Raw genomic sequence first — 12391 nt, 5'->3', positions numbered from 1 at the left:
CTAAAATTTTTTACCTGAAAAACTTCCTTTTTCTAGTGATAAAATCAACCCTATCACACTCACTACCAAAAACACCCACCAACAAAGCCTGATATCTTGTAAAGCTAAGAAAGAAAATAGGGACATCCCCAAGGGTAATGTTAGGGAAAAAATCATACTCAAGAGATTATTACTTCTAGCTAACACATCCGCACTCAAATTAGACAGTAACAGAGTATCTAATCTAGGCATTGATTTCGACATCAAATACATGACAAAGGCTAAGCAGGCAACACCTACTAGAGGAGAAAAATCTAAAATATTAGCAGTAGCAAGCAAGACAAACAGAATTGCATTGAGCGATAACAAGCTTGAAAAAGACCATTTCCCAAAATAATCATGGGGAGTTAAGCTACCAAGAATAGCTCCTCCCAAGCTAACACATTCAATTAAAAATAGGGCTTGAGCATAGCTGAGATAATAGATAGTATGGTCTAATAAGTAAAAGTGATAAATACCTCCAACAGCTCCTCCCAAAGTATTAATTACCAAAATGACAAGGATCATTTTAAGCAATGATTTACTTTCTCTCTGTCTAAATATGTCATCCATGTCCGTATAGATTGCCTTAACTTGTTGAAGTAAACTAATCGACTTATCCTCTACACTTACAGACAAATGAGTCAATTCTCTTCTATTTTTGAACAAAATGAGAGAAGATAGTAAAAAGAAACCAGCATTCACAATTGCAACAAAAGAAAAATTTTGATGACTGGTTGTGAGTAACCACACTCCTAAGGCTTGACCTCCTAGATTTGATAAATAGGAAACAAACTGAGTAAAGGAATAAGCTTCATAGAGCCTATCTTCCAAAATATTATGCTGGATAATCGGCATACGAAGGCCTGCTGTGTAATCTGATAAAATATCCGAACAGATATTAACCATACAGATAAAAGCAAACGTTACGAAGTTCCGGTCATGAATCACACTAGCAATCAAAAGAAATAGCAGACTTTGCACACAACCAACCCAGATAATTGTCCTTGCTTTATTCCGAGTATGATCAGCCTTCATCCCAACATAAAAAGTAAATAGGAAAGGTAAAATCGTAATCATATTCGCCATAAATACAGCTATATTTTTAAAGGGTAGACTCGCAGCATAAACGATAAATACCAGATTATAAATATAAGCTCCACTTGAGCTCAAAAACCTTGATAAGGTAAGTATTCTAAATAAATGATGTCTTAAGAATAGTTTCATAACAGGCCTTTCTCACATTTCAAAGAGTATTTTATTGAATCCAGTCTAACAAAAAAAGCGGGACTCCCCACTTTTTTGTAATATATTTTTGTCTGCAAATAGAAACTCTAGCGCCTAGAAACTGCTAATTATCAATCCATCTACAAGGCAATTTATTTTTCGTCGGTCGATGTAATGAGAATATATTACAAATCTTCATTTGAAAGCTGATTTGCAAAATAGTTTTCATAATATCTTGCACCATCTACATATTCTAAATCTTGTAAGATTGTAATGCCCCTCTGGATTCTTTCAAGACCCTTATTTTCTACTTTAAAAATAGTATCATAATACCCTTTAGCAATCATATAAATGATTTTAAGATAGGCTTCAGACTCTGGCAATTCTCGTTTGTCAATCTGAAAGATAAAATAGTCTGCTTTTAATTTATCCTTTCCCTCTATCGCTTTAAAGAGTCCATTAATCAAAATGGTATCAATACCGACTTTGTTACTAGGTAAAGAGCCTAATAAATCTGTCTTTTGTAACATCTCCCTAGAATATTTAAAATAAAGGGGCAGAGGGAACAAAGTAGAAATCGTTGAAAATAATTCCAATTCATAATTCCCCCAGATATCAATAGTAAAAAAATAGTCATAGAGAAAAGTCAGTTCTTCATCCGTTGCCCTGATTTCTGAATCAAAAAACACGAGAAGACTTTTGATACGAATCATTTGTAAAAGATAGCTTTTTTTAGCACTTGATCTGTACTTTTGAGTCGTCTCTTCATACAAGGAGTGGAGAGAATCAATCCCTTCTCTGTCATATAGTTCCCAGAGATTTTCCTGAAAAGCCAAAACCTTTTTCTGAGAAAAACCACGTACCAAGTACATAAATTCATTCAAATCAGAGTGGATGTTATCTAAGGCAGTAATCAATTTCATAGATGATAAGTCTGCTTCTCCGCGCTCAAATTTGCTCAGCATGGAATAAGTAAACTCTCCTCCCGTCGCCTCCTGTAGAGATACATTCCGACTCTTTCTCAATTCTTTAAAAACTTCTCCCAGATTTTGCATATTGACTCCCCACAATTCTTAACTCTCTTACTCATGAAAGTAACGGTTGATAGCAGCTAGTACAGAGAATTTTAAGTCTTGACTGTACGACAAATCCTGTGAATGATGTACAGATTGCATTGTACTTTTTATTTATGGCTCAATTTCTTGGTCAAGAAATCTCCCAAGAATTGGATTGCAAAGATAATCAAAATGATAATGATAGTCGCCAAGATGGTCACATCGTGATTGTAGCGGTTAAATCCATAAGCAATGGCCACGTTACCGATACCACCAGCTCCAACCGCACCGGCCATAGCTGTTTCTCCAACAAGTGAAATCAAGGTCACAGTTGTCACGCGGATCAAGTCTGGAAGGCCTTCGGATAGGTAAACACCCACGATATCCCAGAATGTCGCTCCGCTCGCTTGAGCCGCCTCAATAACACCACCATCTAGCTCAGCCAAGACAACCTGCACCTGACGGGCAAAGAAGGCAAAGACTGCAAAAGATAGGGGTACGATAGCCGCATTTGGACCAATGCTTGTTCCTACGATTAGATGAGAGAAGGGTGACAAGACTGCCAAGAGGATGATAAAAGGAACCGCACGGAAAATAGAGGTGATCTTATCCAAAATCCAGAAAACGACTTTGTTCTCCAAGACACCACCTGGCGCTGTCAAGACAAGGAAAAGACCTGCCACTAGCCCCAAGAACCCTCCGATGATGAAGGAAAGAACTGTCATATAAAGAGTTAGATAGATGGCTGTTCCCCAGCCTGCTTGACCAGCCCAGCCCATTTTATAGACATTTGGCAAATAGGTTTGAATCAATGATTCCATCTTACTGTCCTCCCTTCAATACTTTTAGCTGTACGCCTGCTTGACGAATGGCTTCTTGAGCACCTGCTAGCGCTGCTTTTTCACCTGACAAGACCACCACCAATTCTCCAACAGGAGTACCATCGAGAATTTCAATATTCCCATAGAGGATATTAGCCGTCACTTGGTAATGCTTGTACAATTCATTCAAAAGTGGCTCGTCTGTTGAAGCACCAGCGTACTTGAGTTGCACCAAGAGACTGTTTTCAGACAAGTGTTCCACGATTTCTTGCTTCTCGATTTTGACCATGGCTTCGTCAATACCTGTAGCTGTTGAGATAAAGTCTTGGGTCAAGGGTTGTTTAGGGTTTGAGAAGATTTCAAGGACACTTCCCTCTTCAATCAAATGTCCATCCTGCATAACTGCAACACGGTTGGCAATGTCTTTGACAATCTGCATTTCATGCGTAATCAAGACAACAGTCAAGCCTAATTTTTGGTTCAAATCTTGCAACAAGGCCAAAATCTGCTTGGTTGTCTTAGGGTCAAGGGCAGAAGTCGACTCGTCTGAAATCAAGATTTTTGGATCATTTGCTAAGGCACGCGCAATGGCTACACGCTGTTTTTGCCCTCCAGATAATTGTGAAGGGTAGTTTTCAGCACGGTCCGCCAAGCCAACCAAGTCCAACAACTTGGCTACTTTAGCCTTCTTTTCTTCCTTGCTAAGTCCAGAGTGTTTTAGGGCAAAGGCTACATTCTCCTCTGCTGTCTTTTGGCTCATCAGGTTAAAATGCTGGAAAATCATTCCGATATCTTGACGTTTACGACGCAACTGCTCGGCCGTCAAGGTCACCTTGCCATCAAAAATCACATCGTCATCAATGGTAATTTTTCCTGCAGATGGTTTTTGCAAAAGGTTAATCACCCGTACAAGGGTTGATTTTCCTGCTCCAGAATATCCAACGATTCCGTAGATATCCCCTTCTTGGATGTGAATGGTCACATCCTTGACCGCTGTGATGGTTCTCTTCTTTTGATGAAAAGTCACATCGATCTGATCTAACTTGATAATATCTCTACTCATAGCTTCTAATCAGCTCCTCTACTAATTCAATATGGGTATAGTAATCGGCGATTCGCACGTTCTCATCTCCACCGTGGTCTCGACTATTGGCATTTCCTAGACCGAAGGCCACCATTGGTACCTCTAGGGCATCAAAGACCGTATGCATAGGCCCTGTCCCCGCTGTCGTCGGCAAGACTGAGACGCCCTGTGGATAGAATTTCTTGGCCAACTCGATCACATTGAGAATGGCTGGCGCGCTCATATCGCTGCGATAGCTCATCTCTCCCAAGGTATAGTATAATTCTACCTTATCAAAGCCATTTTTGTCTAGCTGTTTCCGAATTTTTTCCAGAACATCATGCGGTTCTAGGCCAGGAACCAAACGAACCTCTAGCTTAGCACTGGCTTCTGCTGGCAAAATCGTTTTGACTCCTTGTCCTTGATAACCTGACTGGATCCCTTCGATATTAAGTGCTGGTTCAAAAAAGAAACGTTTTAGAAAGGCTGCGCGGTCCTCTTGTAAGAGAGGCAATTCCAAACCATAAATCTGGCTGATTTCCTCTGGATTTCGTTGAGCGTAAGTGTCCACCAAGGCCAATTCTCGTTCATTTGGCTCTTGTACTTCTTCGTACAAGCCTTCAACCAAGATACGGCCATCTGCAGCTCGAAGAGACTGTAAGGCTTGAAGGAGGTACCAGGGAGCTGATTCCACAACCCCACCATAACTCGAATGGATATCCACATCAGCACTTTTCACCTTGGCATCAAAAGTCACAATCCCCTTATTTCCACCAGAAATTTCTAGCTGTTCCAAGGCATTTTTGGTCCCTTGTTCCCAGACCAATAAATCCGCACCACGGAGTTTATCCGCATGTTTTTCCAAATACTTATCCAGATCTGTCGAAGCCGATTCCTCCGCACCCTCCATGATAAAACTGATATTGACAGGCAGGTCATCGTGGTGCTTCATATATTTTCTCAAAGCACTCAAACGAGCTGTGATATGACCCTTGTCATCGTCAACCCCACGCCCATACATGAAGCCACTGCGGACTGAAAGCGTAAAGGGATCCTCTGTCCAGACCTGATCCCCATCCGCTGGCACAGTGTCATAGTGGTTATAGAAAATCAAGGTCTTGGCATCTGGACGCGAACTCTTGAAATGTGCCATGACAAAGGGAGCCGTATAAGTCTCATCAATCTCCACTTCAGCCCCCACACGCTTGAAAATCTCACCCAGATAGTTGGCAACTTCTTTGAGACCCACCTGCTGGGCAAAGACTGATTTCTTAGAAATCAAGGTACGCAAAACCTCAAAATAATGCTGGGCTACATGATCCTTTTCAAATTTTTTAATTTGTTCTTGTTCGCTAGGAAAAACCATATTCTCTCTACCTTTCTATGAACTACTCTTCCTGACAATCCATGCTCTATACAAAAGCAAGAGGTGGAATTTTCTCTCCCACCTCCCTATTTCTTATTACCAAACTGGTTGATCCAAACCGTCTGATGTTTCTTCGATAACTTTTTTCACTTCATCTGTATGGTAAGCTGCAACAACTTTCTTGATAGCATCAGCCTTAGGTGATGATTCCCAATCTTTTTTCGCAACAATGATGTTGTACCATTGTTTTGAATTTTCATCAGCTTGTTCTTTGAAGAGTGCTTTCTTGTAGTCCAATTTTGCTTCTGTAACGAAGGTATTGTTTACAACGGCAGCGTCAACTGATGACAATGAACGAGCTGTTTGGCTAGCGTCCAATTCAGTGATTTTCAAGTTCTTTGGATTTTCTTTGATGTTAGCAACTGTTGCAAGGGCAGTTCCAGAAACATCCAATTTAATCAAGCCAGCTGATTGGAGCAAGTAAAGCGCACGGCTTTCGTTTGTAGCGTCATTCGGTACAGAGATTTCTCCGTTTGCTGGGATGTCTTCCACTTTAGTGTACTTGTTGTCACTTCCATTCAAACCTGAGTAAAGACGGATTGGAGAGATATAAGTATCTGCAATCGCTACAAGGTCTTTCCCGTTTTCTTTGTTCCAGTTGTTCAAGAAGTTATAGTGTTGGAAAGCGTTCAAATCTACTTCGCCATCAGCAGTTGCCTTGTTTGGTTGTGAATAGTCTGTGAACTCTGTAAATTCCAAGGTAATGCCGTCTTTTTTAACCAATTCTTGAATTTTGTCCCAACGTTTTTCTTCAGAACCGCTACGGTTAACAGTTGCGATTTTGATAGTTGTTGCATTGTCTGCTTTCTTTTCCGAGTTTCCGCAAGCTGCAAGAGCCAAACCTGCGACTGTAGCAAGGGCTGCTACACCAAGCCATTTTTTGATTTTCATGATTCTTTCTCCTTAAAAATAATACCGTACTAGTATCTCACAATTTGTTTGATTTCACAAATTGTTATTAGATAGTCAGATATATAGTTTAAAACTATATCCCTAAAGACTCAGAAATCACCCATCTGAATCAGAATGGATGACTTCAAATAATTATTTAATATCAGCTTCTGCTGGTAGGTAAGTGTCTCCGAAGAATTGTTTTGACAATTTTTCAAGAGTTCCATCTTTGTAAAGTTCTTTAATGCGTTTGTCTACAAATGTTTTCAACTCATCTTGACCTTTAGCAAGAAGTGGGTAAACGTAAGGTTGTTGGTCACTTGGAAGTTCGATAACTTTCAAGTTGTCCAATCCTTGGTTCTTGATGACTGTTTCAACACCGATTTTATCAAAAATCTTGTAGTCAAACTGGCCATCGCTCAAGCGTCCCATGATTTGTTGGAAGTCAGCTCTAGTATAGTTAAGTACAGTTGGATTATCTGAGTGTTGTTTGTTGTAGTCTTCTAACTGTTTAGCAGATGTTGTCCCTTGAACAACTTCTGTTGATTTTCCACCGATATCATCAAGCGATTTGATGCTAGTGTCGTCCTTCTTCACAACAAGAACGTTAGGGTTTTTAGCAGTTGGCGCTGCGTAGAGGTATTTCTCTGCACGTTCTTTGGTATAACTGAGGTTGTTAACGGCCATTTGGTAACGATCGCTATCAAGTCCTGGGAAAATCCCTGACCACTCTGTCTTTTCAAACTTGACATCATACTTGTCAGAGTCTTTAAAGATAGCGCGAACCACTTCAATCTCGTAACCAGTCAATTCGCCATTTTCTTCATAGTTGAATGGTTTTGGTGTAGCATTAGTTGCAACGATAATTTCTTTCTTGCTAGCTGCTTCTCCTTCTTTCTTAGCACCACCTGAGCAAGCTGCTAAAACACCTGCAGCAACAAGCCCTAGGGCAGCAAGAGATGAGTATTTAACGATTTTTTTCATTTCATTTCCTCCAAAATAGAATACCTTATAATCTTAACAGAAAAAGAGCATTTACGCCATTATATGATATCTATCTCTGTGATAAGTTTTCTTTATGGCTAATTTAAAAGACCAAACGCAAGATGGCAATCAAGACTACTCCGAAGAGAACTGTTCCGACTAGATTACGGTAGCGAAAGGCTACCCAAGCCGTTGGAAAGACTGCTAAGAAGTCTAGCCATTTGATTTGAGGCAGGCTACCAACCTTACCTGTCACTACGCTTGAAAGAATCAAGGCAAAGATAATAGAAACGGGCAAGAACTTCAAAAAACGCTCAATAATCGCAGGCAAACCCTTATACTTGACCAAGATGAAAGGAATCATACGGGGAATCCAAGTCACCAAGCCAGAGAAAATCACTGCTAATAAAAGATACTTACTGACCATCTAAAACCACCCCCATTGTACAACCAAGTAGCGTCGCAAACAGAACAGCTAGTGACTGAGACACCACTGTCAAGAGTAAAAAGAAGGACACCGCAACAACTGCTAGGATAATGAGCAGATTTCGGACAGGAATCCGTCTTTGCATAATCTGGAATTGCGAAGCAAAAATTCCGATAAACATCCCAACCAGGGCAAAATCCAAGCCAAAGATTTCTGGATTTGGCAGCAGGCCACCCAGAGCCGTTCCGACAACTGTTCCCACAAACCAAGCCACATAGCTGTTGAGATTGTTTCCGTGCATCCACATAGGATTGACCTTGTCTGCATGGGCCAATTCGCCCATCAAAACGCCATAAGTCTCATCCGTCAAGATACTAGACATACCGATATTGTGCCAAAGACTGGTATGACGGAAATAGGTCGATGCGTGCAAGCTCAACAAAAAGAGACGCAAATTAATCAAAAAGACCGTCATAGCAATAGCTGCTACAGGTGCCTGCACTGCAATCAGTGCCAACATGGCAAACTGGGCGCTCCCAGCATAAACAAAGAGGCTCATCAAGCCCATCTCAACAGGCGTCACATAGGGCGCACCGATAATTCCACAGGCCAGCCCGATACTGACATAACCAAGGGCCGTTGGCATAGCTGCCTGCGCTCCCTCCCAAAATCCTTTTTCTTTCATCTTTCTCCTCATATTATCTTAATAAATGGGCTGAATCAGTTCCAGCCACAGCATGGACTATTATAACACATTCAGGAAAGAGAAAAAAGTCTGCTGATTATAATCAGACAGACTCCATTTTATTCCATAGTATCAAAAGCGAGACTTGGTCTGGCATTGAGATCCAAGCTTGCAAAGTTTTCTTTGTTCCACTCGCTGACGCTAGCATAGGCAATCATACCTGCATTGTCTCCGCAGAGGCGCAGAGGGGGAATGATGACCTTGACATCTGTGATTTCGGCTGCTAGGCGTTCTCTGAGACCTTTATTGGCTGCCACACCTCCAGCCACAACTAGGGTTTTAACAGGGTATTTCTCCAAAGCCTTCTTGGTTTTAGCCATGAGAATATCCATAACTGCAGCTTGGAAGGAAGCACACAAGTCCTCTGTAGACAAGCTTTCTCCTTTTTGCTCGGCATTGTGATGAAGATTGATAAAGGCAGACTTCAAACCTGAGAATGAAAACTCTAGATTATCTTCCTTAATCATGGCACGAGGGAAGTCATAAACATCCTGGCCTTTATGAGCTAGCTCATCAATCTCACGACCTGCAGGATAGGTCAGGCCCATGACACGGCCGACCTTATCATAGGCCTCACCAACTGCGTCATCTCGCGTTTCCCCAACAATCTTGTAATCACCAGCCTCAGAAACATAGACTAACTCTGTGTGTCCACCGCTGACCAAGAGAGCTAGCAAGGGAAACTCCAAAGACTCCACACTCTGAGCTGCCATGAGGTGGCCAGCCATGTGGTTAACAGGAATCAGCGGAAGTCCATGTGCCCAAGCAAAGGCCTTGGCAGCTGACAAACCAACTAGTAAGGCTCCGACCAAGCCCGGTCCATAGGTAACCGCAACAGCTGTCACATCCTCTTCCGTAATTCCTGCTTCTGCTAGCGCCTCCTCAATACAGGCTGTAATGACCTCGACATGGTGACGACTGGCTACTTCTGGTACTACGCCCCCAAAACGTTTGTGACTCTCAATTTGACTAGCAATGACATTGGACAAGAGCTCATCGTCGCTTTTCAAGACGGCGACACTGGTCTCATCACAGGATGTCTCAAATGCTAAAATATATCTATCCTTCATCTATTTCTCTCTTCATGATGATGGCGTCCTCGACTGGGTCATGGTAGTAGGCCTTTCGCTCAGCGATGACCGCCATCTTTTCTTTCTTGTAAAATGCTTGCGCTCGTCGGTTTGACTTTCTGACTTCGAGGAAAATCTCCTTATCTACCGGCAATTGAGCAAACAAGGCTGACGCAATTCCCTGACCCTGATAAGCTCCTTTGACAGCGATTTGCAAGACTTCTGCTTCAAAAAGATTCTCCTGCACAGCTAGAAATCCAATCACTTCTACCCCATCATAAGCCAGAGCATACCAAGTCTGATCTTGGGACAGGTCTGCTTGGATTTGCTCCAGCGTCCAAGGACTGACTGGGTAAACAGCTACCATAACAGCGTAAATGACTTGAGCCAAGTCAGGCTGCTGTTGGATTCGTTTGATCTCTATCATAGGCGTTTAATGTAAGACTCACCAGACTCGGTGTGGTTCTTGAGCCAGTTTTCCTCTGCCTCAACACGCTTGAGGTAGTTTGGCACAAAATCATGCAAGGAGTCTGCTTCCTTATCCCAAGCCAAAAGAGCTAGATTGGCTGCATTAGGCAAGGTTTCTTTGAAATTAGTCCTTGGTAAATGTTCTTGAATCTGCTCAACAAAGGGGCCAACTTCTCCGACAAAGGTTACCTGACTAGCCCCCTTGATTAACTCAATCACTCGCTCAAAAGGCAGGTGCGCTTCTAGCATGACAGGTTTGGCATTTTCATAAAATCCTGCATAAACATTGTTGCGACGCGCATCCATCAAAGGAACAAACAAGCCTTCTTGTTGATATGGCACCAGAGCCAAGAGACTCGACATACCAACCAACTCAATGTTCAGAGTATGAGCCAAAGTCTTGGCAGTTGCTACCGCAATTCGCAAGCCTGTGTAGCTACCTGGTCCCTCTGCCACCACGATTCGATCCAAGTCCTTGGGTGTCCAATCCAAACTTGTCATCAAAAAATCGATGGCAGGCATGAGGGTAATACTGTGATTTTTCTTGATATTAATCGTCGTCTCGGCAAGAATCTGCTTGTCCTCTAAAATAGCGAGAGAAAGAGCCTTGCTGGACGTATCAAAAGCTAATACTTTCATAACATATTCCTATCTTTTTGTCTGCTTACTATTATACTACAAAAGCTAGCACATGGGAATTTTCTTTATCCCCAAACAGGAATACCCTCACTTAACTAAAAATAATTTAAAAAGATGTTCACTTTTCCTTTTCTTTTCCGAATATAAAAGTGAACAAGAAAAAAGGAGGAAAGTTCAATGACAAATTTTGACGTTCTTGACAATCAATTTTTATCCCTATCTGAAAATGAATTATCAGGTATTGATGGCGGTCTCGCTCCCTTGATTATCTTTGGAGTAGCAGTATCTTGGAAAACTATTGCAGGCGGAACAGCACTTGTAGGTTCTGGTTTGGCAGCTGGTTATTTTTTAGGAGGAGATTAATATGATGAAAGATTTGAACAACTATCGTGAAATTTCTAATAAGGATTTGCAAGAAATCAAGGGTGGTTTTGGTGCAGGTGTTGGTATCGCTTTATTTATGGCAGCTTATACCATTGGGAAAGATCTCCGTAAAAAGTTTGGTAAGTCATGCTAGATAAAAGACACATTTTTAGAAGGATAAATTTTATTGTCTTCATCTCTTACAGTTTGCTCAGCATTCTCAATGATTTAAACATTACTACTATCCCTTTACCAATTGATCTATCTGTTTGTATTGTTTTATTTTTATGCTTCATCTCTATTTTTGAGCAGAAGAGTCATTAACATAATAAGAATAAATTCTTAAAGCAAACATTTATTCCATTGTCATGTCATTTTAGAAAAATGCAAAAACCACCTCATCTTGATAGATGGGGTGGAATTTTCTTTATCCCCAAACAAAAATGCCCCAGCATGAGCAGGGCATCTAAGCATTTAATCCAAAGTAAAATACAAACCAAACGACATAGGTTACGAGGAGGAGAAAAAGCGAGTAGAGAGTCACAAAGGTAATCTTCCACAAGAACTTGCTTTGTCGTTGTTCCAGTTTGGCAAATAGAAGATTCCCCGCATAAACGCAAGCAACAAAAACAATAAAAGCTACCAAGCGAGCTCCGATAGCAAAAGCAAATAAGTTATACATAGAGCAACCTCCTTGACTTAAAAACTATATGGAATTATGACAAGCAATAAATTCCACTCCCGTTCTCAATATAACACATTTTCTTTGTTTTTGCAAGCGCTTACTAAAGAAATCGCCCCATGACTTTCTCGTTTCCGTCTTTTACTAATCTTTCATTTTGTGGTATAATTGAAATAATTGTAACGAATCAAGGTCATCTAGACACAAAATGGAATGAAATCAAGCAAATCTATGCTAAAAGTTTGGAATAAGCTGACCTGTAAATAGAAAGGAACTATATGATTTACAAAGTTTTTTATCAAAAAACAAAAGAACGTAGCCCACGTCGTGAAACTACACGCGCACTTTACCTAGACATCGATGCCAGCTCAGAACTTGAGGGTCGTATCGCTGCTCGCCAACTTGTCGAAGAAAATCGCCCAGAGTACAATATCGAGTATATCGAACTCTTGTCTGACAAATTGCTAGATTACGAAAAAGAAACTGGCGCCTTCGAAATTACGGAGTTCTAA

16 protein-coding genes are annotated in these 12391 nt (G+C 41.2%); 3 read left to right on the top strand and 13 right to left on the bottom strand.

What is annotated here, in order from left to right; all coding sequences use genetic code 11:
• From K4Z77_RS00405 to tsaB, 12 genes are all read right to left on the bottom strand, one after another.
• Nucleotides 1-1245 carry an MFS transporter gene (locus K4Z77_RS00405; protein ID WP_224218129.1) on the bottom strand — a complete coding sequence of 415 codons (1245 nt, stop codon included), beginning with the start codon at nucleotides 1243-1245 and terminating at the stop codon, nucleotides 1-3.
• Between the two features lie 185 nt (nucleotides 1246-1430).
• Nucleotides 1431-2300 carry a helix-turn-helix domain-containing protein gene (locus K4Z77_RS00400; RefSeq protein WP_173303325.1) on the bottom strand — a complete coding sequence of 290 codons (870 nt, stop codon included), beginning with the start codon at nucleotides 2298-2300 and terminating at the stop codon, nucleotides 1431-1433.
• Between the two features lie 128 nt (nucleotides 2301-2428).
• Complete coding sequence (locus K4Z77_RS00395) at nucleotides 2429-3121, bottom strand: methionine ABC transporter permease (RefSeq protein WP_000444647.1); 693 nt, start codon at nucleotides 3119-3121, stop codon at nucleotides 2429-2431.
• Between the two features lies 1 nt (nucleotide 3122).
• Nucleotides 3123-4184 carry a methionine ABC transporter ATP-binding protein gene (locus K4Z77_RS00390; RefSeq protein WP_033684438.1) on the bottom strand — a complete coding sequence of 354 codons (1062 nt, stop codon included), beginning with the start codon at nucleotides 4182-4184 and terminating at the stop codon, nucleotides 3123-3125.
• On the bottom strand, nucleotides 4177-5550 hold the full coding sequence (locus tag K4Z77_RS00385; protein WP_224218128.1) for a M20 family metallopeptidase: 1374 nt from the start codon (nucleotides 5548-5550) through the stop codon (nucleotides 4177-4179). The genes K4Z77_RS00390 and K4Z77_RS00385 overlap by 8 nt, the downstream gene beginning before the upstream one ends.
• Nucleotides 5551-5646: 96 nt before the next feature.
• Nucleotides 5647-6501, bottom strand: coding sequence for a MetQ/NlpA family ABC transporter substrate-binding protein (locus K4Z77_RS00380; RefSeq protein ID WP_125410839.1), 855 nt, complete (start codon nucleotides 6499-6501; stop codon nucleotides 5647-5649).
• 153 nt (nucleotides 6502-6654) lie between these two features.
• On the bottom strand, nucleotides 6655-7485 hold the full coding sequence (locus K4Z77_RS00375) for an amino acid ABC transporter substrate-binding protein (RefSeq protein WP_224218127.1): 831 nt from the start codon (nucleotides 7483-7485) through the stop codon (nucleotides 6655-6657).
• A 103-nt stretch (nucleotides 7486-7588) separates the two neighbouring features.
• Nucleotides 7589-7912, bottom strand: a complete 324-nt coding sequence (locus K4Z77_RS00370; RefSeq protein WP_173304424.1) for an AzlD domain-containing protein — start codon at nucleotides 7910-7912, stop codon at nucleotides 7589-7591.
• Nucleotides 7902-8597 (bottom strand): AzlC family ABC transporter permease, encoded by a 696-nt coding sequence (locus K4Z77_RS00365; RefSeq protein ID WP_078135725.1) that lies wholly within the window; start codon nucleotides 8595-8597, stop codon nucleotides 7902-7904. Before K4Z77_RS00365 ends, K4Z77_RS00370 begins: the two co-directional genes overlap by 11 nt.
• Nucleotides 8598-8716: 119 nt before the next feature.
• A complete protein-coding gene (gene tsaD / locus K4Z77_RS00360; RefSeq protein ID WP_224218126.1) occupies nucleotides 8717-9727 on the bottom strand; it encodes a tRNA (adenosine(37)-N6)-threonylcarbamoyltransferase complex transferase subunit TsaD in 1011 nt (336 codons plus the stop codon).
• Entirely contained in the window at nucleotides 9717-10154 is a 438-nt protein-coding gene (gene rimI, locus K4Z77_RS00355) for a ribosomal protein S18-alanine N-acetyltransferase (RefSeq protein ID WP_224218125.1), read from the bottom strand. The genes tsaD and rimI overlap by 11 nt, the downstream gene beginning before the upstream one ends.
• Nucleotides 10151-10834, bottom strand: coding sequence for a tRNA (adenosine(37)-N6)-threonylcarbamoyltransferase complex dimerization subunit type 1 TsaB (gene tsaB / locus K4Z77_RS00350; RefSeq protein ID WP_224218124.1), 684 nt, complete (start codon nucleotides 10832-10834; stop codon nucleotides 10151-10153). Before tsaB ends, rimI begins: the two co-directional genes overlap by 4 nt.
• 177 nt (nucleotides 10835-11011) lie before the next feature.
• Between tsaB and cibA the strand changes: the two genes are divergently transcribed.
• Together cibA and cibB are read left to right on the top strand one after the other, a co-directional pair.
• Complete coding sequence (cibA, locus tag K4Z77_RS00345; RefSeq protein ID WP_224218123.1) at nucleotides 11012-11197, top strand: fratricide two-peptide bacteriocin subunit CibA; 186 nt, start codon at nucleotides 11012-11014, stop codon at nucleotides 11195-11197.
• Between the two features lies 1 nt (nucleotide 11198).
• On the top strand, nucleotides 11199-11351 hold the full coding sequence (gene cibB, locus K4Z77_RS00340) for a fratricide two-peptide bacteriocin subunit CibB (protein ID WP_224218122.1): 153 nt from the start codon (nucleotides 11199-11201) through the stop codon (nucleotides 11349-11351).
• A 312-nt stretch (nucleotides 11352-11663) separates the two neighbouring features.
• Here cibB and K4Z77_RS00335 read toward each other — a convergent pair whose 3' ends face one another.
• On the bottom strand, nucleotides 11664-11879 hold the full coding sequence (locus K4Z77_RS00335; protein WP_224218121.1) for a hypothetical protein: 216 nt from the start codon (nucleotides 11877-11879) through the stop codon (nucleotides 11664-11666).
• A gap of 278 nt (nucleotides 11880-12157) precedes the next feature.
• Here K4Z77_RS00335 and K4Z77_RS00330 point away from each other — a divergent pair, with 278 nt between their 5' ends.
• A complete protein-coding gene (locus K4Z77_RS00330) occupies nucleotides 12158-12391 on the top strand; it encodes a DNA-dependent RNA polymerase subunit epsilon (protein ID WP_224218120.1) in 234 nt (77 codons plus the stop codon).

Source organism: Streptococcus mitis subsp. hohhotensis (assembly GCF_020089495.2).
In the GTDB taxonomy this organism is placed as follows: domain Bacteria; phylum Bacillota; class Bacilli; order Lactobacillales; family Streptococcaceae; genus Streptococcus; species Streptococcus hohhotensis.
This window is presented reverse-complemented; position numbering and strand designations above follow the sequence as displayed.